The organism is Crateriforma spongiae, from assembly GCF_012290005.1.
In the GTDB taxonomy this organism is placed as follows: Bacteria; Planctomycetota; Planctomycetia; order Pirellulales; family Pirellulaceae; genus Crateriforma; species Crateriforma spongiae.
Genome location: NZ_JAAXMS010000011.1, coordinates 39,688 through 64,635, shown reverse-complemented (window position 1 = coordinate 64,635; position 24,948 = coordinate 39,688). Strand labels below are relative to the sequence as shown.

Below are 24,948 nucleotides of genomic sequence, written 5' to 3'. Positions count from 1 at the left end.
AAACCGAACCCGCGGCTAGCGCCCAGCGGCTCACTAAATCATCCACCCTCTGTGAGCCGTGACGCGTCAGCGACCGGGCCCTCATACCTTCACCCACCCTCCGGGAGGGCCGAGCCTGAGCGAGGGGAGGGCGCTTCTGCGTTGCACTGATCCGGTCGATTCCGGCAGCAAAGATTGCCAGATATACCGTTCAGAAAATGCCGGTTTTTCGGTTTGCGATCTTTCTTACTTACCGCCCCTCGATCGCCGGTCCATTCATCGAAGATTCTCCAATCGGTTCCTTGCGGAAGCCTGGATGCGAAGGCAAGCTACAGGGCGCGGCGGATGAAGCTTATCTGAACGACCCGTTCGGGTCCCAAGGGACATCTTCCCCGGCCGTCGATCCAAATGGCCAACGCGTGTGCACAAACCCAGTGGTTCACGCGTTGTTCCGGTAACGATCGAATCAGTTTGGCAATGAAATTTTGAGATCGACCCGGCAACAAGCACAGACTTGCTGGTGAAATCAGAGAGCCGCATCGGACGGCTGAGGTGTCACCCAAGGGGACGAAGTCCGCGCCGACCGAACGCCCCGACCGACGAAACATGATCCGGATTCAACCGGTTCCCCCACCCTGCTAGGCTTGATGCCACCACAGGTGCACTCGTTCGCTCCCGGCGAACACCAAACGCTCACACACGCACGACCGCCACTCATGCCGATTCTTGCTGCCGAGCCCGACCGACTGCCAGACAACTTGTTTGATCTGGACGAAGTCACCGAACAGCCGTGGTGGATGGTTTACACCAATTCACGGCAAGAAAAACAATTGATGCGTCACCTGCGAAAGCATGACGTACCACACTACGGACCGCTGATCCCGAAACGGTACCGGTCCCCGGCCGGACGCATCCGAACCTCGTTCTTGCCCCTGTTCACGAACTACGTGTTCGTCATGGGCGACAACGAAGCCCGATACCAAGCCGTCTGCAGCGGTTGCGTTTCGACCGCCGCAGAAGTTCCCGACTCGGCGGAATTGGTGCACGACCTGCGACAGATCCATGATCTGATCGAGATGGATGTGCCGCTGACGCTGGAAAGCAAAATTGAAGCGGGCCAACTCGTTCGTGTCCGCAACGGAGCGTTCGCCGGATACGAAGGCACGGTCGTCCGCCGCGAAGGCGAAACACGCCTACTGGTCGCCGTCCGCTTCATGGAACAAGGCGTCAGCGTCGCCCTGGAAGACTGCCAAGTCGAAGCGATTTAAACCCAAAGTCGCCTTTCGCTCCGCGAAAGCAGCGAGAAACTTTTCCACCCTCCCCGGAATCTCGTCCCTCGACTCCGACCCTCCCACAAAGCAGGAGGGTGAATCGCAATATCCTTCACCCTCCCTCCGGGAGGGTCGAGCATCGTCGCCTTTCGCTCCGCGAAAGTAGCGTCCGCCCCCAACCCACCATTCCTTGACCACCTCCCTGATCACCGGCATCACCGGTCAAGACGGCTCCTACCTGACCGAACGCTTGCTTTCGCAAGGCCACACGGTCCACGGGATCGTCCGCCGCAGCAGCACAACCGCCCGAGGCCGAATCGATCACCTGTATCACGACAAGAACATCTATAACCAACGGCTGTTCCTGCACTATGCCGATCTGAACGATTCCACCACCATCCGGCGAATCCTGGTCAAGACCCAGCCGGATCACATGTACCACTTGGCCGGCCAGAGCCACGTCGGCACCAGCTTTGAAATTCCCGAAACGACATCGCAGTTCACCGCGATGGGAACACTGAAGATCCTGGAGATCCTTCGCGATCTGGACAAGCAGCCGCGGTTTCTGCACATCAGCAGCAGTGAGATCTTTGGTCGCCCCGATCAATCACCGCAAGACGAATCCACCGCGATGCGGCCGGTCACGCCCTACGGCGTCGCAAAAACGTTTGCGACCCAGATGGTGCAACTGTATCGCGAATCGTTCGGTTTATTCGCTTGCAACGCGATCTGTTACAACCACGAATCGCCGCGACGTGGTGAATCATTCGTGACACGCAAAATCGCGCGAGCCGTCGCCGCGATCCACGCCGGCCACAGCGATAAGCTTCGGCTGGGCACCATCGATTCACGCCGTGACTGGGGTTACGCACCGGAATACGTCGACGCGATGCACCGGATGTTGTGCCAAGACCAGCCCGACGACTTCATCATCGCCACCGGGCGGCAACATAGCGTCGAAGACTTTCTAGCGTTCGCATTCGACTCGGTCGGCCTGAACTGGAAAGACCATGTGGAACACGACGCCAAGTATGTGCGTCCAAGCGAAGTGTCCAATCTGGTCGGCAATCCCGCCAAAGCCGAAAAACAACTCGGCTGGACCGCCCAAACTCAACTGCCCGAACTGGCCGCACTAATGGTCAAACGCGAAATCGAAAGAATCACCTAACCAAAGTCGCCTTTCGCTCCCTCCACATCCTTCACCCTCCCTCCGGGAGGGTCGAGCCTAAGCGAGGGGAGGGCCGTACCGCTCAACAACCCGAATCTGCGGCTAGCGCCAAGCGGCTCACAAAGTCGCCTTTCGCTCCGCGAAAGCAGCGTCCGCTCCTCACAGAAACACCCTCCCCGGAATCTCGTCCCTCGATCCCGACCCTCCCGCAAAGCAGGAGGGTAAATCGCATCTTCCTTCACCCTCCCTCCGGGAGGGTCGAGCCTAAGCGAGGGGAGGGCCGTACCTCTCAACCACCCGAACCCGCGGCTAGCCCCAAACGGCTCACATCGTCGCCTTTCGCTCCGCGAGAGCAGCGTCCGCCCCCGACTCCCCCAGTCCCCACCCGTCACCGGCCCACCCGTCACCGGCCAACCCGTTACCCGAAAACCCTAAACCCACCTTGCACCTCTTCCGCTACCTAACCGCCTGGACCTCCGCGACGATTCTGATGAGTCTTCCGCTACTGCTGGCGTTGGACTTCGGCGGAGTGCTGTATTGGACGCAATTGATCGCCGCACTCGCGGTCTTCCTCGCGTTCCTGCTTGCGATCCCCAGCCTTTTCGGTCGCGACAATTCCCGAGGCCTCCGTCAGCACTTGTTCCTGCTGCCGCTGGCCATCTGGATCGGATACACGTTCTTTCAATCCGTGCCGCTGCCCTCCAGCGTTGTTGGCCTAATCAGCCCCGGGTCACAAACCGCTTACACCCAGTGGATCGAACCCTTCGTTGCCGCCGACGACATGCCGTCGTTGTTCCCGATCACCGTGGACCAGTACCGCACCCGCCACGGCTTGGCGATGCTGTGCATGCTGGCCACCGTCCTCTGGACCGCGACCGTCGTCTTCAACACGCGAATGCGTCTGACGATCCTGTTGTCGGTCCTGGCCGCCAGCGCCGCGACGGTCGCCGCCATCGGGATCGGCCGGCGATTGATTCCCGGGTTTGAAATGTGGAGCTTCGCCGGTGACGTCAACGCGGGCTTCGGAACCTTCATCAACCGCAACAACGCCGCGCTGTTCTTGAACCTCGGGATCGGATGCGGTTTCGGGCTGCTCGCTTGGCGGATCGCCGCATTGACCGGGCAAGACTTGGATGATCCGGAATTCGACTTCAGCGACGCCTTTGCTCTGATCGGCGACCGAACATCGTTGATCGGAATCCTGGCCGTCGTCTTTTGCGGAACCGGCCTGCTGATCGGTGGATCTCGTGGTGGCGTGGTCGCCGCGATCATCGGCCTGATCCTGGCCTTCGGCTGGGTCCGCCAGCGACGTGGATTCTCCACCATCTTCGTCGTCGGGCTGACCGCGGTGCTGGGCGTCGTTGTGCTGACGGTCCCCACCGACCTCAGTCTGGAATCGATCGAGCGGATGGATTTTCAAACCCAAGCCAATCAGTCGACGATTCTACGCAACGGACGCCTGGATCATTGGCCCGACGGATGGCGAACCGCGATGGCCCACTTCCCCGGCGGTTCCGGAATGGGCAGTTACGGCCACGCCTACCTGCCACACCAAGAAACGACCAAAGGCGGCTGGTTCAAACACGCCGACAACCTTTGGCTGGAATGGTTCACCGAACAAGGCGTGATGTCGATCCTGTTGCTGATCGCCGGCTACGCCATTGCCATCTATGGGCTTTACTTGCTGACCGATTCGCCCGACGCGATCGACCACGGTATCCGTATCGCCGGCTGGTATTGCTTAGGAGCGATCCTGATCAGCCAGTGCTTCGACTTTGGTCTGATCATCCCGTCCTGCAGTGTCTTCGTCTGCATCCTTTTCGCCGCCATCTTGAACCGAGGCGTCCAACAGGACTTGGCAACGCCCGACGAAGACAAGCGGTTTGCCGATCAACCCCGTGATAAGAAGCCGGCCAACCTGTTCGAAAAGAAACACGTGATGGTGGCATCCTGGGTCCTGCCCGGGTTGTTGGTCATTCCCACGCTGTGGTCAACCGGCGTGTTGCGATCGTTGGCGACCGACCAACGGATCGCCCGTGCCGGCGAAGCGGAATTCGAAGCCGTCAAATACGACGTGGATCAACTGGATGCGCTCAGCGAACGCATCGTTGATCGTCTCGGTCCGGTCACCAGTTCCGATCTATTGCAAGTCGGCGCGTTGTACCGAGTCCAATTGGCACGGTTCCGCGAAGTCGAAGCGGCGGGGCCGGTCAACCGCGAACAACAAGCCAGCTTCTACTCGCTGACCGACCCGACGACACGCAGCCCGGCCGACTATGAAGACACCAGCAAGCCGCTGTGGCTACGGAATCGATCGTCGGCCGAACTGTATCAGCCGGTGCTGGAAGATGCACAATCCCTGTTGCTGACCAATCCCTTCAGCCGCACCGCCCGCTGGCAATTCGCACGCCTGGATTTCGCCCACAGCGACGAAGACCAGGCGGCCGACGCGGTTGAGCAGTTGATCCTGTTCAACCAAGCCGATCCGGTTCGCCTAGTGACACTAGGCCGCGAAGCGATCAACCAAGGTCAGTATGATTTGGCTAAGCAAGCGTTCCGCAAGGCGATCGAAGATCGTTGGCAGTACGCCCGAACGTTGTTCCGTGACATCGTCGATACGCCGCAGTTGACGATTGCGGAGGTGTTGCCTGACGATCCATTGGCATTTCGAACGATCGCCGATTTAACGGCGCGCGAAGCCCTGAAGTCGGATTCGCTGATCCGCGACGGGTCGGTTCAGACGATCCGCGACTCGGTCGACTGTGATTCCTGCGAATTAGTAAAAGACCAGGTGCGGTGTCTGTTGAATCGCTTGGAATTGGATTACGTGATGGGCGATCACGATAGTGTTTATAAGACTTACGATCAGATCATCAATCTCGTGCCGGGCAACGCCAGCGTGCGATACCAGTACGCCCAGCGACTATTGGAACAAGGCGAGACCGCCAAGGCGCGTAACGTCAGCCGAGTCGCCCGCGACCGCTTCGGCGAAACCGACCCCCGTTTCGACCGCCTCATCACCGAAATCGCCGCCCTCGAACTATCGGCCGAATAACCCACGCCGGATATGTCCCCTGCGCCGCGACGCGTCAGCGGCCGGGCCAACACGGCTTTGTGCCCCCAGTGAGCCGTGACGCGTTAGCGGCCGGGCCCGCTCATCGACCTCGTCCGCGACATATCGACCAGTAACTCACCAGCTGCCCGGGCCATCCACATCCTTCACCCTCCCTCCGGGAGGGTCGAGCCTAGGCGAGGGGAGGGCCTCCGGCAATCTGATCTCTCTCGGGCCCTACCGCACCCGATCCATCCCACCATTGATCGACGAGGATTCCTGAGTTTCGAAGATCTACGAGTGTCCTAAGGACGCTTGACATCTGAAAATATGCAGGCTCCTAGCTAGACCCAAATGGAACACAAACCGAGTCAATCTTTGATGAACGTCTTCGTTACAGGAGCCGCAGGGTTTATTGGATCTCACGTTTGTCTTCGTCTCGCCGAAGAAGGTCACATCGTTACCGGAATTGACAACTTCAATGACTACTACTCTCCCATATTGAAACGTCACCGTTCCAATGAGTTGGCAAAGCATGGGATCGAAGTCATTGATGGGGACATCGAAGACCTAGCGATGCTCGACCGCATTTTCGCAAAGAACAGCTTCGATGCGGTCATCAACTTGGGGGCACGAGCGGGAGTACGTTACAGCACCGAAAACCCTCACGTCTACATGACGACCAACGGTCACGGAAATCTGAATCTGTTGGAGTGTTGCCGCAAACATGGTGTCGGGAAGTTTGTTCTCGCGTCAACGTCTTCTCTGTACGCGGGGCAGACCGCACCGTTTGATGAAGCCAATCCAACGGTCAGGCCGCTCTCTCCGTATGCCGCGTCAAAACTGGCCGCAGAATCCATGGCCTTCTCCTATCATCACCTCTACGGCTTGGACGTCTCCATCCTCCGATACTTCACCGTTTACGGCCCAAGCGGACGTCCCGACATGGCTGTCTATCGATTCATTGAATCCATCATATCTGGGACCCCAATCACCCTCTACGGTGACGGGACACAGTCACGCGATTTCACCTATGTATTGGACATTGCCGACGGGACAGTTGCCGCTTTGCGGCCCGTCGGATACGAACTGTTCAACTTAGGTGGCGGCCAAACTCCCGTGCCAATGAACGATGTCATCGCCTTGCTAGAGAAAAATATCGGGAACAAAGCCAAAATCGAATACAAACCATTTCACGATGCCGACATGCTCGTCACGCATGCCAAGAATCAAAAGGCCGAAGAAATACTGAATTGGAGTCCTAAAGTCAGTCTGGATGAAGGCATCAAGAAAACCGTCGCCTGGCATCTCAGCAGCCGCGGTCTTTTTCAGGAAATGGATTCTACACCCCTATCGGCTACATCTTTGCGAAGCTGACAAGGCCATCGAACGGCAGCGAAGCAATGGCATCGGACGGAAGCGAAGTTGCGACTCTAAACGCATTGGTTCACCCCCGGACATTTATCCAGTCTTCCTATCCACCCAGCAGAGATGGGTTGCCCCTAAACAAGATTCGATCTTCTTGGCGTCAAAAAATTGACAGCTGCACTCTCTCACTCAACCCGAAGCGAATGTCAACACGCGTGCTCAATGAACCGAACTAACGGAATACGTTTGCACCCGCATTGCTATAAGAAGCGATAGCAAATACGCATTCAATCGTAAAACATGAGTAAGAAACGCAAATTCATAAACGATGCCAAGAATTTCTCGAGGGTGGTAAAGACTCGTTGGTACTTGCGCCATCGTCGCAAGATTGAGGCGATCCTGCGTGACGGAACGCCGCCGGACACCAGGGAGACCGACCGGAACTTTGATGCCATTCAAAACCGAACTCCAGCGCGACGTTTCGTCTACGGATACAGCCCGCTTGAGTGCTGGACTCGAGCCTCTGAACGTGTCGCAGAGTTGCTCAAGCTTGATTGCCTGCAGGAACCCGGTGCGAAGACGCTTGAAGTGGGCTGTGGTGACGGCTTAGTCTCCTTGCAGTTGTCCGCATTCGGACACGACGTTGCCTGCACCGATTTGGAAGACTGGCGTTCGGAACAATGCAGCCATCTACCAAGCCACATCGGAAAAATGGAGGATGGACTGCCCTATGAAGACAATGAATTTGATTGTGCCTTCAGCTACAACACTTTTGAACATGTCGAACAGCCAGACCAGTGCTTGGCAGAGATGTCTCGAGTGGTCCGCCCGGGTGGCTTGATCCTAATTTCATTTAGTCCGCTGTACTGCAGCCCTTGGGGACTGCACGCCTACCGGACAATCAACGCCCCCTATGCGCAATTTTTGTTCTCCGAAAACACAATCATTGAGAAACTCCGAGAGATCGGCCATCGCGACCTTGGCCGTGAATCAATGGAATTGCAACCTCTCAACAAGTGGCGTATTGAGTCATTCTCCGAGACGTTTGGAGCAGCGCCCCAAACCAGAATCCACACGCTAGTTCGCACTTATGATTTTCTACACCTTGACTGGGTTCTGCGGTTCCCACAGGTTTTCACCGGTCAAGAACTAGAACTCGACGACATCACAGTGGCGGGCATCTCATGCATATTAAGGCGTTGCAAGTAAAATCGTCATGAATTGGAAAACTCGAGTTCTTGAGTATATCAACTCGCTGAGAATCAAAGATGACGCGGGCTTTGCATCCGTAGAGGGAAAGCGCAGGACTGTATATGGAACTGGATATGCGTTACAGACGTTGCACTTTCTCAACGCTCTAGATAACAGTCACAACAACGACCTCGATTGGCTACTCGATTGCCAGGACGCAGAATCGGGCTGGTTTGTCGGAGACGAATTCTCCACCATTCCTAAAGGGCAACAGCACGACATTTCGCATTTGAGCCTGCATCTCACTTGCTCATCTGCTCTTCCGGCGATTGACAACATGGGGGCACGCCCCACCCATCCGTTTCGCTCGTTCGAAAGATTCCTAGATCGCACTCACTTGCTCCAGTGGCTAAATGAAAGAGACTTATCGAACCCTTGGTATGAAGGCAATAACCTGCTATTTGTGGGGCAACTAATTGATTGGCATCAGCGAATCGAGGCAGGCAAAGAATGGAAGGAAAGACTAAGGGATTGGTTCGACTTCCACGATCAGCATTTTGACATTGAAACAGGAATGTGGGGCACTGACGAGGGAGCTTCAACGCGTGCTGCAATGTGCGGTGCCTATCATCAACTGATATTGTATTGGCATCACAGCCACCCTGTTAATCATTGGCAAAGACTTATCGATTGCACCTTGTCTCTCCAACATGCCGACGGAGGCTTTTCAGAAACTCTTGGGGGCGGCGCCTGTGAAGACATCGACGCCATCGATATCCTCGTCAATTGCTATCACCGATTTGATTATCGACGCAGTGAAATTCGAGATGCACTCTTGGCGGCCAGGCGATTGATACTATCAATTCAAAACCCTGATGGCGGTTTTCCGTATAAAAGGGGCGCAACCAACGTGCATATGGGGATGAAAGACACGCGTACATCACGTGGTGGATCAGGTATTTTCCCCACCTGGTTTCGGGTACACGCACTCGCACTAATTGACCGAGTTGTTCAACAGGAAAATTTCGGCATGCAGTTCAATAACTCAGTTTGCATGGGTGGGTACTGCCAACCTGAAGGCAAACTACTTCCTTGCAGTGTAAGCCTCAGCGAACAAGAGCGTCTTCGCCGCAGAGTAAGGAACGATAAGCTCACCCGTGCCGTCAAGGAGTATTCGAAGTTGACTTTAAAGCTCCCATTCAGGGCTGTAAAGCGACTACTTGCAACGGGATAGCAACAGAACGCTCACGACACAAATGAGTAGTGCAGCAAAGCTAACGATCAATTCAATCGCGAATTATCTTCGTTTGGTCATAGTGCTCGTCGCAGGAATAGCAACCATGCGGTTTTTGCTAGACGTCATGGGAAAGCCCGGCTACGGTTTGTATTCTGCAATCTCAGCAAGTGGAACACTTCTCACTTTCATTTCTTCAGCGCTTTTGGTTGGATCTCAGCGGCAAATTGCCTATTCTATTGGAATCGACAATTTTGAAGAGCGTCGTAGGACATTCGCCGGCGTTGTCTTTTCATTTCTTGCCATAGCGGTTCTTATCGGTGGTGTAGGATTTGCGATTCGAGATACAGTCTTAAGTTCACTCGATCTCGGTGACATCTCATTTTCTGTTGCTTCGGCTACCTACTCCGCGGCAATCGTCGCTTTGGTTGTGAATGTCGCTTCGACTCCTTATCGGGCAGCCTTCACTGCGCGACAACAATTCGGTTTTACGTCAACTGTCGACAGCGGCTCCAAAGTCATCTTGTTGTTTGGAGCACTAGCCCTTCCGCTGTTCGCGACGTCGCCACTGGTGTCGTACAGTAGAATCACAGTGCTCGTTGGCTTACTGAATCTTGCACTTTATGCTTCACTTTCAATGCGTCGCTTCAGCGAAACGCGCGTTAGGCCAAGCGATTTAAGCTTATCCACTTTGAAACCGATAGTCACTTTTGCAGGCTGGAAGCTTTGGGAGTCTATTGCTCAAGCTCTCAGGCAACAAGGATCCATTGTGGCTGTCAACTCCTTCTTTGGCCCAACGGTTAATGCAGCTTATTCCATTGGTCAGCAATTCGCGGGACATATCGTCAACGTGGCGGGCGCAATAAGCGCCGTGATTGCTCCTGCTGCGGCGACAAGCGAGGGCAAGGGGCAGTCACAGCGACTTCTGCAAATGTCGGTCGTGGGAAGCAAGTACCCGGTCTTCGCGGCAAGCTTCATCGCCATTCCACTGCTGATCTGCACCAAGGAAACGCTAGAGCTGGCAATTGGCACCAAGGCGGACCAATGGATGGTAGCGTTTCTCCGCATCCTGATCGTCACACGGGTAATCGGAATGATCAGCTGGGGAGAGGCTTTGGCTGCGGATGCAAAGGGAAAAGTTGCCGTTCTTTCGCTCGCTCACACCTTCCCATTCTTCCTGGCGTTCGGACTTGTCATCGCGTGTTGGACAGCTGAGAAGCTGTTCTCGCCATACATGATGCCCATCACAATGCTGATAACAACGGCGCTTATCGCCGTTTGGTTCAAGCCTTGGTGGGTCGGTGCTATGCTGAATCGTCCTTACCAGAAGTATCTTTCGGACACGATTCTTCCAGTAGCCAGCAGCCTGGCCGTTCCGTTCGCCGTCGCGTTCGCCGTCAATGGCACGGTGCAGCACCCCTTCGCAAAACTGATCCTCGTTTCGCTAGTCTCTGGAATCTCGCTAGTCGGATCGATATGGTTCTTTGGAATGTCACCCTGGGAACGCGACAAGTGGATCCCGCTGATCCGTTCAGCGAAAAAGCGGCTATCAACTGGTCTCCGCTGATCTGCCACGCCTAAATTTCTCCTGAAGCGAATGGCGATTACAGATAATCACAACGTGCCCAAGGTAAGCGTGTTGATGGCAGTGCGGAATGGAATGCCGTTCTTGCCATCTGCGTGCGACAGCATCTTGAAACAGAACACTGTTTCATTGGAACTGATCGTCGTGGACGATGGTTCACAGGATGGATCTAGTCACTTTTTAGCAGATTTGGAACAGCGGGTTCCCCACGTACGTTGTATCACCGCTGTGCGTCCCGGGCTTGCGGCATGCCTAAACCAGGCGGCCAGACTGGCCGAAGGAGAGTACTTGGCTCGAATGGACGCTGACGATGTGGCGATGCCACATCGGTTCGCTGTGCAGACAAAGGTTCTGGAATCGAATCCGCAAATGGTTGCCACGTTCAGCCGGGTATTCTGTATCGACTCAGACGATGTCACAGTCGCGCCCGCATTCTCCATCCCATCAGAACAAATCGACCAAAAACATATCCAATCTGGATTCGGAGCCGTTTGCCATCCAACCGCTCTGATTCGTCGCTCGGCGTTTGAAGCGGTTGGTGGCTACACTGAAAAGCTCCAGACATCTCAAGACCTTGATCTCTGGCTCCGATTGGCAGAAATTGGCGAACTACACAATAACCATCAAATTCTACTCAAATATCGAATACACGACGGGCAGGTATCGACAACGAAAGCAGGTAGACAGCGTGAAGACGGACGCCTGGCGGTGGAATCTGCCATTTCAAGAAGAAAGATTCTCGGCATACGCACTACGCAGCCGGCAAAAGCAGCCACAGAATATAGACCATCCCCATTAGCGCACCGCGTGATCGGAAACGGATTTCCGCAATCGCTGTACTACTCGATGCGGTACATTGCGTACAGCAAAGCGTCAAGGCGATCATGGTCTACGCTTTCCGACGTCATCAACTACTATTTCAACGCAATACTTGTGCGTCTTCCACAACGCAAAAACCTTTCCGAGAAGTAGCTGGAAATTACGGTAAACTGTTGAGCCTTTTGAATCCGCACTGCCGAGTCAATATTGTTTCACCGAAGTATTGGAGCGGTGGCGCCGAGCGTGCCTCACGAGAATTGTCGGCTGCACTTCACGCATCCCAAGCGAACGTCACACACTACGTTGCTGTCGAGCAGCCGGACACTCCGACGTATGTCAAGGGCATCCGAATTCCGCTAGAAAAGTACCTGCGTTCATGTGATTCATCTCATAGCTGGGGTGACTGGCGTTGCATTGGCTCTGCGATGCTATTCAACAGACTGGCGAAGGAATCCAGACGCAGCTCCGATTCGAATCTCTTGCATTTGCACAACATTGCGCACAATCGCGGAAATTGGTGTTCATTAACCGCGCTTAAGAATGCTTGCAAAGAGATTCCCGTGGTCTGGACCTTGCACGACGAATGGGCGACTCATCCAGGCATCAGCTACGATTTGGGAAAAATCTACGCATCCGAATTTTTAAAAACAAAGTACCCCGATATCTGCGAGTACCTGGACAGATCGCATCCAATGGCACAAAAACGAGTCAATTCTATTCTGCCCAGGATGCCACGTCCGGATGCCCTTATCACGCCGTCTGTCTGGCTCGCGGATCTTGCACAAAGTGCCGAGCATTTTTCTGGAATTCCGGTTCACGTGGTTCCCTACGGACTTTCGTTTCTTAACCAACCGGAAGTATCATGTCCTCAATTGGCTGCTAGATCGCGGCTGGGCCTGCCACAGAAGGCCAGCATCATTTTAGTTATTGCTGCCAACATGATGTCGCCCTTTAAGGGAATTGGCCATGCGATTCAGTTGTTGTCTCGACCGGAATTATCAGAATACGACGTATTGATAGCTGGAAATAACGGACGATTTATCTCAGAAAGTGTACAACAACGTTGCTTTGACCTGGGCTTCATCGACGGAGATGAGAACTTAGCACTTTGTTATCGTGCTGCTGATATTGTGCTACTGCCTTCCGCGGCCGACAACCTTCCCTATACAGCTCTTGAGGCTATGGCATGCAGCCGAGCTATCGCTGCCTTCGAAGTCGGTGGAATGACCGAACTTGTGGGAAATGATGAACGCGGTGTGGTTTCTAAACCATTCGACACCGACTCGCTTGCCGCGAAAATTGACAGTGCATTCCGAAGTCCGGGCATGCTTTCCACAATGGGCGATGCCGGAAATTCATGGGTGAAAGCGAACTGCGATCCAGATCGGTACCTGAGAAGGACGATTGAAATCTACTGCGATGCGTTTCGGGCAAAGGGAGTTTCGCGCATCAGCGAAGCGTAGATCTTTTTCCGTCATTTGAACACTCCAATGTCTCGTACAACTCTACATAGCAACTCCAGTCGGACTATTCTCTCATTTGAGAATCTATATTTCTTCGCAATGGGTTTGACTGTCACTTTGCCGGTCGTTCTTATTGGAAAAATTGCCGTTGCGGAGATTTTGACAGCCCTGTTCGCTGTTCACTGCGTCTTCTTCGGGAAGCGTCTCGCCACTCGTGAACTTCAGACATTTCTGGTTCTTGGTGGACTCTGGCTTGCTGGAACGGCCATTTCTGGCTGGGCAAATGGCTCAGATCCAGACAAGGTGCTGCGTACTTCGGCAAACGCCGTTTTCTTTATGACAAGCCTACTGGTGCTAACAACGGCATTCCAGCAAAGTCAAAGCCGCATTTTTGCGTATGTTTTCGGGACGCTTATTGCTGCGTTTTTAACGCCAATAACTGATCCCGACCTGATACGCACAACGACAGACTATCGCCAAACCGTACTCCTGCCGATGGTATCGTCTGGCGTGTTTCTGTTGCTTCTTCTGAATTGGCGAATAGCCAAGAACTACAGCGTGCACATGGTTTTGTTGCTTTCGGCAACCGCAGTCTTCTCTGACGCACGCCTGAACTTTATTGGCTACACTCTGACTGCCATCGCTCTCTTGCTTGGTGTTTCACGCACGGAAGAGTTGTCACTGCGGATTCGAAAATCCTTGACGTCGCCGAGATTGATATTTTTCCTTCTGGCAACCTATATGGGTTACCTCGCGCTCGTCTTTATCTCCGAGCAGGGCATCCTTGGAGAGCACAGAAAGTCACAAATTTCAAGAATGTACAATAAGTTCAATCCGCTCGAATACGCCATGTACAATGGGAGAGGCGGTTTGGCCGTCGGGTACATTGCGATTGCGGAGAAACCATTATTCGGGCATGGAAGCGGTGCCGATGGTCGGACGTATGTCGCAAAAGCGCGCAGTCGCTTTCGAGTCACCTTCGAACGTAGTGAGTTGGAGAAGTACGACTGGGTAATTCCAACGCACTCAATGCTGCTATCGGCCTGGGTCGACGGAGGAATCTTGGGAGCCAGCTTCTTTATATACACAATTTACTTTTTCGCGATTCGCGCTTTCGTAGAAGCTCGCCCACCCGATCGAATCAAGGCCTGGCTTACCCACGGGATCATCGCAGCTGGGCTAGCAATCATACTCTCGCCCACCACCTATCGATCACGTCAGCTAATTCCCGCAACGATTGCTGTTTGCGTTGCAACTGCGCATGAAAAGCGAAAGTCCTCGGCGGCCGCGCGAGGATACCATTCGGTAGACGGATTGTCGGCGAGCTTACAACGCGCGTGATTTTTCCAAGACACTTTTGGTCTGTGCAGTCTATTGCGTGAAATACTAGTGCTCTACACGCGCCTGGCGCCCTATTTCCGCGACTGTTTAGAACAGTTTTGCAATAGTCACGGGTATCGCGCTCACATTGTTCATTACAGGCCCAATCCCGATGCGCCGCTATCATTTGAAAGCACATCAAAGTTACGGCTGTACGACCGTGGGGAATACGGAAGGACGGATCTGCTGGAGTTCGCGAAAGGATTGGCTCCAGCCGGTATCCTTTGTGTCGGTTGGAGCGACTCGACCTACAACTATGTCTGTAGGCACATGGGAACACCGACCATCTCAATGATCGACAACCCGTACACTCACTCGCTACGCCAGCGAGTGCTTTGTCGCGTTGCCAGACGCCATTTACTGAAGACTTTTTCGCATGCCTGGGTTTGCGGTCGCTCCCACTATATGTTGATGAGGAAGGCTGGGTTTTCAGATCAACGAATCATACCAGGACTTTATTGCGCATCAGCGAAAACGTTTTCCCCCAACTTTGATCAAGGCATCGACGGAGAGAAGAGAATTCTCTACGCAGGACGCCTTTTGGATTGGAAGGGCGTGGAGGACCTCGTCGTAGCGTTCATGAGAATTCCTGAATCCGAGAGAAACGGGTGGAAGCTGAGGATCGCAGGGACCGGTCCACTAGCGGAGCGCATTGATCGAAAAGCTTCGCAAGAATCTAGCGTCAAAGTGCTCGGATTTCTGTCGCCCGAACAACTGGCGAAGGAGATGAAGAATGCAGACGCCTTTTGCCTTCCGAGCTGGCATGAGCACTGGGGAGTGGTTGTCCATGAGGCAGCCCTCTCGGGACTTCCGCTGATTCTTTCCACTGGCGTTGAGGCCGCATCTGAATTTCTGATCGATGGGTATAACGGCTACTCATTTGAGCCAAGGGACACGCAAGACCTAGAAACTGCAATACGAAAACTTATGTCGACTGACGACCTCTCAGATTTTAAGCGCCACAGCAGAGAGCTAGGTGACCGGCATCGAGTCGAACACTGGTGCCAGCGTCTTCTATCCGTGATCCAATCAGCACACCGTGGGGATTGATGCCAAAGATGGATCAACCTGACTTTCCTGTACTCACGATCGCAACGATTTCATTCAACCAGGCTGAATTCCTCGAGCAGACCATTGTTTCTGCACTGGAAGCAATTCCAGATGGTAAGACCGTTGACTATATCGTTTTGGACGGCGGGTCCACCGATGGGTCCGTCGATATAATCCGTCGCTATAGTGATCGATTATATCACTGGGACTCTAAGCCCGACGGCGGGCCGGCAGCGGCGCTGAAGGAAGCTGTCGAAAAGTCTCGAGCTCCTTGGTTCTACTACTTGAACGCCGATGATCTCGTTTCAAGGAAAGGATTCCGTTTGGCCTTTGATCGAATTTCCAGAGACGTCAATACCGACGTGTACTATGCCAACGGATACACGTTGAACGAAGCCACTGGTAAAGTCTGTCGCCGCGTCAGCGACACGTGGCATCTATCTAGCTATGCCCGTGGCACGTGCTCGATTATTCAACAATCAACGTTTATTCGCCGAAGTTCACTAATTGAATCCGGCAACTTCAATCCTGAAAATCGCTCTTGCTGGGACGGGGAAGCAATCTTTGAAATTGCGAGAAACGGCGGCCGATTTTGCCGACTCCCATTTCCCGTTGGAGTATTCCGCATCCACGAAAACTCCATCACCGGATCGCAGCAAATAGTCGATCGCTACATTAGCGATCGCCGGAAGATTGCTAGACGCATTGACCAAACCTACCTTCACCCAAGTGGCCATTCAATTTTGGCATACCTAGCTACAAGGCTCAAGCAGCCGCGTGATGCTATTCGTCGGCTTAACGCCTCCATTGCGGATCTCATCAAACCCGTTCATTTGCAAGAGATCCTAAACGATGGCAACTAAGTCTCGCCCCTGTCTTGTCACGTCACAATTCGATAGACAGCTTGGCGGTGCGGCGAACACAATTGGCAAATTTCGGAATGCACTGAATGCCGCGGTGCTGTCCTATGGGGGGGAAGAGGACTCAGATTTCCCCGCCGACTTTCGTGTTCCCATCCCAAAGGGGATTATGGGAAGAGCTTTCGGAATGCCTCGAGCATGTGACAGGCACTTGCCAACGGAAAGTTTCAACCTGGTTTCGAGCCACCTCCTTTATCGATATCACTGTGAAGCTGCCTACCAGATCCATCGAAAGCAAAAGGCGCCGTTGTGGATCGTCCCTCACGGCGGTCTCGATCCATATGTATTCTCATACCGACGAGCACAAAAAGCGTCATGGCTGAAATATGTTGCTTCTCGATACTTTCGATCTGCCAGCCGCGTTATCTTTGCAACCCGTGCGGAAAAGAACAAAGCGCTGAACTATGTTGCAGTTGATAAGACGGCGGTAATCAACTGGCCTGTTAGCCCAATCGAACTGTCTGATGCACAAATCCGACGGAAGGCATTCCGACGATCCCTGGGGATATCAGATTCTTCGCATGCCATGCTTTATTTGGGGCGAGTTTCACCAATGAAGCGGCCAAAAGAGACCATAGCTGCATTCGCGGCAGCCAAGAGGAACCAAGAAGCTGATCTTATTATCGTTGGCAACGAATCGGGCATTACACTTTCTGATTTACATGCTTCGATACCTCTTTCTGTGAAAGATCACGTGCACATCGTAGGCCCACTATGGGGCCGTGACCGGGACAACGCTTTTCTTGGTTGCGATTCGTACATTACACTTTCGTTTCGCGAAAATTTCGGACATACCGTCGCCGAGGCGCTTTCCGCTGAATTGCCGATTGTTTCTGCGCCAGGTATCGACCTGCTTGGTGAGTTGCCGGCGAATCCGTTTGGTATTTATCTGAAATCAGATGATTTTGACGAAGCGGTTGCGGGGATTGAGGCAATGCTCGACATGGCCTACCGAGATCGCAAGCAGATCGGATCTGACGCGTCTGCTTGGGTCCGAACACATCTGACAGCTGAACGCTTTCGATCCCAACTATTGGACATTTATCGTCAAGACATATCATCCCCAGAATCAGCAACCTACCTTGGGCAGCGATCCGCGGCCGAGGGGACGTCTATATGACACACAAACACGGCATCTCAAACTTGTTACGGAATGTCCTCGGACATCCCTTGAATCGTGATCGGAAAATGCACGCTGCATGGAACGTGATCGCTTGGCAATTAAGCCAGCGTCTATTTCCTTCCCCATCTATAGTTCCATTTACATCCAAAACACGGCTGGTTGTATCGAAGGGCATGACCGGTGCCACAGGCAATATATATTGCGGGCTCTATGAGTTTGCAGACATGGCATTCCTATTGCATTTTTTGAGACCTGAAGATTTCTTCCTAGACATCGGGGCAAATGTCGGTGTGTACACTGTGCTGGCATCTGCACACGTCGGCGCAAGTTCGATGTGCTTCGAACCAGTTCCGGACACCCTAAAGCAGTTGCGCGACAATATTTCTACGAATGGAATCGAGCAACTCGTCGAGGTTGCTCCATATGCATTAGGCGAGTCCAATGGAAGCGTGGCATTCTCGAATGAAGAGCTCGACACCGTAAATCATATCGTCTATGATCAATCCGAGAATGTGAATGCCTTGATGATTGAAATCCGAACGCTGGATGGCCTGGAATTGGCCCAGCAGCCAGATCTTATCAAAATGGATGTTGAGGGCTTTGAATCTGCAGTGATAGCGGGTGGTGGAGTCACGTTAAAAGGCGACCGCTTGGCTGCGATACTTGTGGAGTTAAACGGAAGCGGCGAACGTTATGGTTTTTCAGACACCGACACTCACAAAAAGCTTTTGGATATCGGATTTCATCCGTGCTCATACGATCCATTTGAGCGCAGCTTGACGCGGCTTGAGAATCGCTCTGGATCAGTGAACACGCTTTATGTACGCGACTTCAATCGCGTTTCAGAGCGTCTATCCTCCGCTAGCCCAGTGCATCTACCATTTTGCACGGTGTGACTTAATTTTATACTGCAGATTTTGCCTGTGCGTCCACCTGTTAAGTTTGAGTGCATTACGGCGGTTTTCAACCGGGCGTCGACAGTCACTGATTGCCTGAATTCTATTGCGGAACAGACACTGGAGTTTTCGACGTCGCTTGTCGTCGACGGCATGTCTACTGATGGGACGGAGGCGGTGATAGCTGAGCATCGAGGTCCCACGACAACGGTGATCCGTGAGCCGGATGACGGGATCTACGATGCGTTGAACAAGGGGATTCGGTACGCGACCGGAGATGTGATCGGGTTTTTGCATGCCGATGACATGCTGGCCGATGCGGATTGTCTGGCGGCTGTTGCCGAGGCCTTTGAAGATCCCGATGCCGATGCGGTGTTCGGGGATCTGGTTTATGTGGATTCGGTGGATACTAACCGAATCATTCGGTATTGGCGAGAAAAGCCTTTCGATCGCCGGCGATTTCGAACGGGTTGGATGCCGCCACATCCGACGGTGTATATCCGGCGCGAGATCTACGAGCGCTACGGCGGGTTTCGCGATGATCTGAGAACGTCCGCCGACTATGAGTTGATGGTACGTCTTTTCTACAAGCATCAGGTGCGGCTGAAGCACATCCCGAAAATCTTGGTCAAGATGCGGATGGGAGGACAGAGCAACGCGTCTTGGTCCAACCGAAGACTAGCAAATCGTGAAGATCGCATGGCATGGATCGTGAACGACTTGAAGCCTCCGCCCTTCCTGCGTTTGACCAAGCCGATGCGGAAACTTCCGCAGTATTGGCTTCGTCCCAGCGAGCCTCTTCCGAACTTTCCGTGAAGCGAAAGCTCGGAGTTCGTGATGATTGCTCCGGAAACCCTGTATTCAAAGTTGCGGGATCTCTATCTTCGGAACCCTAGGCGTCTGCACGACGTGATCGACGCCTCATCGCTGCTTTCCGCCACCGATACGAGGATTTCCGATGATCAACAACAATACGTTGTCGCAGACAATGAGTGCATCTGAACTTCTTCGTGAACGTATCGCTGATGGGACGGCGAAGGTGGGGGTGGTTGGTCTGGGGTATGTCGGGCTGCCGCTGATCAGCGCGTTTACCAATGCGGGGTTCCAGTGCATCGGGTTCGATGTGGACCAGAGAAAGGTGGACGCTCTGCTGAAGGGCGAAAGCTATATCAAACACATCGCCGACCAGACGATCGGTGAGTGGATCGAAAAGAAGATGTTGGATCCGACCGCCGATATGAGCCGACTGGCCGAGGCGGATGTGGTGCTGATTTGTGTCCCCACGCCTCTTTCGGACACTCGCGATCCCGATCTGAAATACGTGACCAGCACCACCGAGGCGATCGCAAAGGTGCTGCGCCCCGGTCAAATGGTCATCTTGGAAAGCACCACTTACCCGACCACCACGCGGGATGTGATGGTGCCGATCCTTGAAAAGAACGCCAGCGGACTGAAGATCGGCGAAGACTTCTTCGTCGCCTACAGCCCCGAACGCGAAGATCCTGGCAACGCGGATTACACCGCCGCCGGAATCCCGAAGGTCGTCGGTGGTGTGGATGAGGCGTCCACGAAACTGGCGTGTGACCTGTATTCCAAAGCGATCGTGCAGGTCGTCCCGGTGTCATCGGCCGAAGTCGCCGAGGCGTGCAAGATCCTGGAGAACACTTATCGCAGCGTGAACATCGCGTTGGTCAACGAGCTGAAAACGTTGTACGACCGCATGGGCATCGACGTTTGGGAAGTGATCGATGCGGCGAAGACAAAGCCGTTCGGCTTCCAAGCGTTCTATCCCGGTCCAGGCCTGGGCGGTCACTGCATCCCGATCGATCCATTTTATCTGTCGTGGCTGGCACGCCGTGAAGGTATGGCGACTCGGTTCATCGAGCTTGCCGGTGAAGTCAACACGAACATGCCGCACTACGTGATCACTCGCGTGGCCGAGGCGTTGAATGACGCCGGCAAACCGATCAAAGGCAGCCGCATTTTGATCCTGGGGATGGCTTATAAGAAGGACGTCGATGATTCGCGGGAAAGCCCGTCGTTTGAGCTGATGGACTTGTTGCTCGATCGCGGTGCGGACGTCTGTTACAACGATCCTTATATCCCCGAACTGCCTCCAAAGCGTCGTTATCAAGACTTGCCGTCGTTGTCGAGCGTGCCGCTGAGTAGTGAGTATTTGAGGGCGATGGACTGTGTTCTGATCGCGACGGACCACAGCGATTATGACTATGACTTCATCGTGAAGCATTCGCCGTTGGTCGTGGATACTCGCAATGCGACGAAGGATGTCACGGAGGGTCGGGAGAAGATTCGGAAGGCTTAGGGGCTTGGGTGACGGGTGGGGCAGGTCGCGGGTTCGCGGGGTGCCGGGTTCGCGCGGGAGAGGACGCTACTTTCGCGGAGCGAAAGGCGACGATGTGAGCCGCAGGGCGCTAGCCGCGGGTTCGGTTTGTCGATGCGGCGCAGCCCTCCCCTCGCTTAGGCTCGACCCTCCCGGAGGGAGGGTGAAGTGGGGTGGGCCCGGCCGCTCACGCGTCACGGCTCACGTGGAGGGTGAAGGACAGTTACATTTCACCCTGCTGTTTTGCGCGAGGGTCGGAATTGAGGGACGAGATACCGGGGAGGGTGTTTGGGTGTGGGGCGGACGCTACTTTCGCGGGAGCGAAAGGCGACGATGTGAGCCGCGGGGCGCTAGCCGCGGGTTCGGTTTGGCGATGCGGCGCAGCCCTCCCCTCGCCTAGGCTCGACCCTCCCGGAGGGAGGGTGAATTAGTTTGGGCCCGGCCGCTGACGCGTCACGGCTCACGTGGAGGGAGGGTGAAGTCCGGTTTGTTTTCACCCTCCTGCTCTGCGGTAGGGTCGCGAAGTGAGCTCCAGCGAACTCACGCGGGGAGGGTGTGCGGTGGCGAAGAAGACGAGCGAACAGCGTCTGATCAATCATGCACGTCGGCGCAGGAGTGAGGCGACCACCTCCGAAGGGCTGCTTTGGAGCTTGCTCCGTGGCAAGCAGTTGTGCGGACTGAAGTTCCGACGTGAACACCCGGTCGGATCGTTCATCGCGGATTTCGCTTGCGTCAGCGAGCAAGTCGTCGTGGAAATCGACGGCGGGTATCACGACGAGAATGCCGAATCCGATTGGCAAAGGCAAAATGCGATCGAAGGCTTGGGCTGGCGAGTCATTCGGTTCACCGACCAAGAGGTCGAGCAGGACGCTGATGCGGTTTGCCATGGCATCGCGAGTTTCTTGGGGATCCCGTACGAGTTTCAGGAGAGGTCGTGTGAGGGATCCGGGTTTCGCAGCGTTCACGCTTCGCCCGCGAAGAGACGTAGGGAAGGATGACGCGGCCCTCCCCTCGCTTTGGCTCGACCCTCCCGGAGGGAGGGTGAAGGACAGTTACATTTCACCATCCTGCTTTTCGGGAGGGTCGGAATTGAGGGACGAGATTCCGGGGAGGGTGTTTGGGTGTGGGGCGGACGCTACTTTCGCGGAGCGAAAGGCGACGATTTGAGCCGCTGGGCGCTAGCCGCGGGTTCGGTTTGTCGATGCGGCGCAGCCCTCCCCTCGCTTAGGCTCGACCCTCCCGGAGGGAGGGTGAAGTGGGGTGGGCCCGGTCGCTGACGCGTCGCGGCTTACGTTGGGGGTGGGTGCTGGTTGGGCGGAGGGCACTTAGAATGGCGGGATGAACGAATCATCTCAGCCAGCCGACGCGGACTTTTCGGCACTCTGTGATTGGCGTGATCTGCACGCCGACGCTTTCGACGGCACCCGGTGTTTGATCACCGGAGGTGCCGGTTTCATTGGGTCGCATCTGGCCCACGCTCTTGTCACCCTGGGCGCCGAAGTTGTCTTGCTGGACGACCTGTCGGGAGGATCTCGTGACAACGTGCCGCCGGGATGCCGGTTGGTCGAAGGCTGCATTCGCGACCACGACGCGGTGGCGTTGGCGATGGACCGCGCGGAGCTGGTCTTTCACTTGGCGGCACTGGGCAGCGTTCCTCGGTCGATCACGATGCCCGCGGTTTATACTGACATCAACATCGGCGGGACCATGCGAGTGTTGGAGGTCGCCAGACAAAGCGGCGTGCGACGGCTGGTCCTGGCCAGCAGCAGCAGCGTTTATGGCGAAACGCCCGAGTTGCCCAAGCATGAATCGATGCCGATGTTGGCCTTGTCGCCCTATGCGGCCAGCAAGATCGCGTGTGAAGCTTTGGTGCGGTCTTACGCCAAGTGTTACGACATCGACACCGCTTGTTTGCGATTCTTTAACGTCTTCGGGCCTCGCCAGAACGCCAATTCCGCGTATGCCGCCGTGATCGCCGCGTTCGGCAAAGCGCTTGCCGATGGCAAATCACCGATCGTCTATGACGACGGCGAACAGTCACGCGATTTCACGTTCGTGGAAAACGTCGTCCACGCGAATTTGTTGGCGGCTCGATCGTCGCAACCTATCGACGGTGCCGCGGTCAACGTAGCGTGTGGTCGCCGCGTGACGGTCAATGAGTTGGCGAAGCGAATGATGCAGTCGTTCGGTCACGGTGATTTGTCGATCGATTATCGCCCGGCGCGAACCGGTGATATTCGGCATTCGTTGGCATCGTTGGATCGAGCGTCCGAGTTGTTGGGATATGAACCGGTCGTCGATTTCGAAGCCGGATTGGACGCGACGGTGCGATGGATGCGATCGGAAGGGTAAAGGATTGGTGATTGGGGGCAGGTCCCGAGGCCTGACGGCCGGCGGCTCACGGGGGGGCGGCGGATTAGAGAGAGCCGTGGGCCGTGAGGCACCGGGATTGGGGATGTGGCAGTGGAAGGGAACAAGGGCCCGAGGCCTGACGGCCGGCGGCTCACGGGGGCGGTGGTTTGGGGTGAGCCGTGGGCCGTGAGGCACCGGGAATTGGGGTGTGGAAGTCAGCGGGCGAATGCGAACAAACGGCTGAAGGTGGAGATGTACAGCGTGCCGCCCGAGGCGACGGGGCTGCCGTACAGGCCGGTCTCAAACTGCGTTTCGCTGATCAAATTCTTTTGTCGACCGGCTTCAAAAACAAACATCGATCCTCGTTTGTTCCCCACGTAGACTTTGCCGTCGGCGACCAGAGCGGTCGACCAGAATTCTGCTTTCGTCGGATGTTCCCAAACGGTTGCACCGGAGTCGGCATCCAGGCAATAGAACGTGCGTCCAAAATCACCGATGTAGACCAAGCCGTTGTGGATGGTCGGGGATGCACTGCAGTGACGCCCCAGAGGAAATCGCCACAACAAGTTGGTTTTCGTCACGTCGCCGGTGCCCGACAAATCGATGCACTGGAGTGAGGCTTCGTTTTTTCCCCACCAGATGTCGCCGCCGCTGCTGACGAACAACCGATCGTCCACGACCACCGGCTGGCTCATCACGTTCGTCGGACTCTCGTGCCGATTGCCGACGAAGTCGTGGACGTGTTCCTTCGGCGAACCGGGGTCCAGATCAAACTGCCAGACTTTGCGAAGCGTTCGCCCGCGACCGGGCTTCGCGTCAGACACCAGGGGTTCGAAGCCGTAACAAATGCCGTTGCCGCCGCAAAACAGGATACGTTCGCGGCCGTCGACATTGGCGACCACGGGCGACGACCAATTGCAATGAAAGATCTCGTTGCCGATCCCCAAACCATCGGTGGCCAAGAGTCGTCCGGTGTGACGATCCAACACGACCAGGCTGGGCGCATCGGGTTGGGGGATGTGACTGTGCTTCGGATCGACGCCGTTGGCCGTGTTCAGGTAAAGGTGATCGCCATGGGCCAGGATGATACTGTGGGCGGCATCGTGATGATGCACATCCAATTGCTCGGGCATGGAATATCGCCAAAGGATATCGGCGTCATGATCCGCTAGCGTGATTGCCGCTTCGGAATTGCCAGCGACGAAAGCGGCTTCATCCACGAACGGGCCGTCGTTCCCATCGGCCAATCCGTTGATGTCCAGACACAAGACTTCCGCACGATTGCTGACCACATAAACATGGTCACCCACGACGGTCGGCGCGGAACAGATTCCGCCGAGATGCCAATCCAGGTACTTCTTGTCCGTCAACTTCGGCACGGTCAATTGCCAGATCAATTCGCCGGTCGCTTCATCCAAACACAACAGCGTCCCGCGGATCCCCGTGAATCGATCGTCCATGGGGGCACTGTTGTTGCCGCCGATGATGACCTTGCCGCCGACGATCACCGGCGTGCCGTAGGACGAATTGCCCATATCGATCGACCACCGCAAATTTCCTGCGGCGTTGGGATCCAATTGATCGGGAAGACCGGTTTCGTCGGAGACCGAGTTGTGGGTCCGTGGGTCGCCCCATTGCGGTTGATCGGCCGAGAGGTGCGCAAGCCCAAAGATGATCAGCAAGCCACCGAACAGCGTGAATCGACGGTCGGGTGGCATCGTCCCAATCCTCTGTTTCGCGATGCGGCACGCGCGGG

At 55.1% G+C, this 24,948-nt stretch carries 19 protein-coding genes; 18 read left to right on the top strand and 1 reads right to left on the bottom strand.

Annotated features, from left to right (window positions below; all coding sequences use genetic code 11):
- Positions 1-695: 695 nt before the first annotated feature.
- The 18 genes from nusG to HFP54_RS23100 all read left to right on the top strand — a co-directional run bounded on the left by nusG (position 696) and on the right by HFP54_RS23100 (position 23,192).
- The gene (gene nusG / locus HFP54_RS23185; protein ID WP_146413498.1) at positions 696-1,247 is read left to right on the top strand and encodes a transcription termination/antitermination protein NusG; all 552 of its coding nucleotides are present in this window, start codon (positions 696-698) and stop codon (positions 1,245-1,247) included.
- 193 nt (positions 1,248-1,440) lie between these two features.
- Positions 1,441-2,418 carry a GDP-mannose 4,6-dehydratase gene (locus tag HFP54_RS23180; protein ID WP_168566982.1) on the top strand — a complete coding sequence of 326 codons (978 nt, stop codon included), beginning with the start codon at positions 1,441-1,443 and terminating at the stop codon, positions 2,416-2,418.
- 490 nt (positions 2,419-2,908) lie between these two features.
- Positions 2,909-5,473, top strand: a complete 2,565-nt coding sequence (locus HFP54_RS23175) for an O-antigen ligase family protein (RefSeq protein ID WP_168566981.1) — start codon at positions 2,909-2,911, stop codon at positions 5,471-5,473.
- Between the two features lie 378 nt (positions 5,474-5,851).
- Positions 5,852-6,847, top strand: a complete 996-nt coding sequence (locus tag HFP54_RS23170; RefSeq protein ID WP_168566980.1) for an NAD-dependent epimerase/dehydratase family protein — start codon at positions 5,852-5,854, stop codon at positions 6,845-6,847.
- A gap of 291 nt (positions 6,848-7,138) precedes the next feature.
- Positions 7,139-8,047 carry a class I SAM-dependent methyltransferase gene (locus HFP54_RS23165; protein WP_168566979.1) on the top strand — a complete coding sequence of 303 codons (909 nt, stop codon included), beginning with the start codon at positions 7,139-7,141 and terminating at the stop codon, positions 8,045-8,047.
- A 7-nt stretch (positions 8,048-8,054) separates the two neighbouring features.
- Positions 8,055-9,263 carry a prenyltransferase/squalene oxidase repeat-containing protein gene (locus HFP54_RS23160; protein WP_168566978.1) on the top strand — a complete coding sequence of 403 codons (1,209 nt, stop codon included), beginning with the start codon at positions 8,055-8,057 and terminating at the stop codon, positions 9,261-9,263.
- Between the two features lie 106 nt (positions 9,264-9,369).
- On the top strand, positions 9,370-10,830 hold the full coding sequence (locus tag HFP54_RS23155) for a lipopolysaccharide biosynthesis protein (RefSeq protein WP_168566977.1): 1,461 nt from the start codon (positions 9,370-9,372) through the stop codon (positions 10,828-10,830).
- A gap of 30 nt (positions 10,831-10,860) precedes the next feature.
- Positions 10,861-11,820 (top strand): glycosyltransferase family 2 protein, encoded by a 960-nt coding sequence (locus HFP54_RS23150; protein ID WP_168566976.1) that lies wholly within the window; start codon positions 10,861-10,863, stop codon positions 11,818-11,820.
- Between the two features lie 20 nt (positions 11,821-11,840).
- Complete coding sequence (locus tag HFP54_RS23145) at positions 11,841-13,130, top strand: glycosyltransferase (RefSeq protein WP_168566975.1); 1,290 nt, start codon at positions 11,841-11,843, stop codon at positions 13,128-13,130.
- A gap of 99 nt (positions 13,131-13,229) precedes the next feature.
- Entirely contained in the window at positions 13,230-14,471 is a 1,242-nt protein-coding gene (locus HFP54_RS23140) for a hypothetical protein (protein WP_168566974.1), read from the top strand.
- 309 nt (positions 14,472-14,780) lie between these two features.
- Positions 14,781-15,560, top strand: a complete 780-nt coding sequence (locus HFP54_RS26480) for a glycosyltransferase family 4 protein (RefSeq protein ID WP_390658181.1) — start codon at positions 14,781-14,783, stop codon at positions 15,558-15,560.
- 8 nt (positions 15,561-15,568) lie between these two features.
- The gene (locus tag HFP54_RS23130; protein ID WP_168566972.1) at positions 15,569-16,423 is read left to right on the top strand and encodes a glycosyltransferase; all 855 of its coding nucleotides are present in this window, start codon (positions 15,569-15,571) and stop codon (positions 16,421-16,423) included.
- On the top strand, positions 16,413-17,600 hold the full coding sequence (locus HFP54_RS23125) for a glycosyltransferase family 4 protein (protein WP_168566971.1): 1,188 nt from the start codon (positions 16,413-16,415) through the stop codon (positions 17,598-17,600). Before HFP54_RS23130 ends, HFP54_RS23125 begins: the two co-directional genes overlap by 11 nt.
- Positions 17,601-17,776: 176 nt before the next feature.
- Entirely contained in the window at positions 17,777-18,499 is a 723-nt protein-coding gene (locus tag HFP54_RS23120; protein ID WP_206036361.1) for an FkbM family methyltransferase, read from the top strand.
- Between the two features lie 27 nt (positions 18,500-18,526).
- Positions 18,527-19,315: a glycosyltransferase family 2 protein gene (locus tag HFP54_RS23115; RefSeq protein WP_168566969.1), complete on the top strand. Its 789-nt coding sequence runs from the start codon at positions 18,527-18,529 to the stop codon at positions 19,313-19,315.
- Between the two features lie 142 nt (positions 19,316-19,457).
- Positions 19,458-20,822: a nucleotide sugar dehydrogenase gene (locus HFP54_RS23110; RefSeq protein ID WP_235952244.1), complete on the top strand. Its 1,365-nt coding sequence runs from the start codon at positions 19,458-19,460 to the stop codon at positions 20,820-20,822.
- Between the two features lie 578 nt (positions 20,823-21,400).
- Positions 21,401-21,838 (top strand): endonuclease domain-containing protein, encoded by a 438-nt coding sequence (locus HFP54_RS23105; RefSeq protein ID WP_315853962.1) that lies wholly within the window; start codon positions 21,401-21,403, stop codon positions 21,836-21,838.
- Between the two features lie 340 nt (positions 21,839-22,178).
- On the top strand, positions 22,179-23,192 hold the full coding sequence (locus HFP54_RS23100; RefSeq protein WP_146413516.1) for an NAD-dependent epimerase/dehydratase family protein: 1,014 nt from the start codon (positions 22,179-22,181) through the stop codon (positions 23,190-23,192).
- 215 nt (positions 23,193-23,407) lie between these two features.
- Here HFP54_RS23100 and HFP54_RS23095 read toward each other — a convergent pair whose 3' ends face one another.
- The gene (locus HFP54_RS23095; RefSeq protein ID WP_168566968.1) at positions 23,408-24,910 is read right to left on the bottom strand and encodes a BamB-related PQQ repeat family beta-propellar protein; all 1,503 of its coding nucleotides are present in this window, start codon (positions 24,908-24,910) and stop codon (positions 23,408-23,410) included.
- Positions 24,911-24,948: the final 38 nt, after the last annotated feature.

Coding starts and splice junctions, on each gene's coding strand:
- nusG (WP_146413498.1), top strand. CDS start 696: ATGCCGATTCTTGCTGCCGAGCCCGACCGACTGCCAGACAACTTGTTT.
- HFP54_RS23175 (WP_168566981.1), top strand. CDS start 2,909: ATGAGTCTTCCGCTACTGCTGGCGTTGGACTTCGGCGGAGTGCTGTAT.
- HFP54_RS23170 (WP_168566980.1), top strand. CDS start 5,852: ATGAACGTCTTCGTTACAGGAGCCGCAGGGTTTATTGGATCTCACGTT.
- HFP54_RS23165 (WP_168566979.1), top strand. CDS start 7,139: ATGAGTAAGAAACGCAAATTCATAAACGATGCCAAGAATTTCTCGAGG.
- HFP54_RS23160 (WP_168566978.1), top strand. CDS start 8,055: ATGAATTGGAAAACTCGAGTTCTTGAGTATATCAACTCGCTGAGAATC.
- HFP54_RS23155 (WP_168566977.1), top strand. CDS start 9,370: ATGCGGTTTTTGCTAGACGTCATGGGAAAGCCCGGCTACGGTTTGTAT.
- HFP54_RS23150 (WP_168566976.1), top strand. CDS start 10,861: ATGGCGATTACAGATAATCACAACGTGCCCAAGGTAAGCGTGTTGATG.
- HFP54_RS23140 (WP_168566974.1), top strand. CDS start 13,230: ATGGGTTTGACTGTCACTTTGCCGGTCGTTCTTATTGGAAAAATTGCC.
- HFP54_RS26480 (WP_390658181.1), top strand. CDS start 14,781: ATGGGAACACCGACCATCTCAATGATCGACAACCCGTACACTCACTCG.
- HFP54_RS23130 (WP_168566972.1), top strand. CDS start 15,569: ATGGATCAACCTGACTTTCCTGTACTCACGATCGCAACGATTTCATTC.
- HFP54_RS23125 (WP_168566971.1), top strand. CDS start 16,413: ATGGCAACTAAGTCTCGCCCCTGTCTTGTCACGTCACAATTCGATAGA.
- HFP54_RS23120 (WP_206036361.1), top strand. CDS start 17,777: ATGACCGGTGCCACAGGCAATATATATTGCGGGCTCTATGAGTTTGCA.
- HFP54_RS23110 (WP_235952244.1), top strand. CDS start 19,458: ATGATCAACAACAATACGTTGTCGCAGACAATGAGTGCATCTGAACTT.
- HFP54_RS23100 (WP_146413516.1), top strand. CDS start 22,179: ATGAACGAATCATCTCAGCCAGCCGACGCGGACTTTTCGGCACTCTGT.
- HFP54_RS23095 (WP_168566968.1), bottom strand. CDS start 24,910: ATGCCACCCGACCGTCGATTCACGCTGTTCGGTGGCTTGCTGATCATC.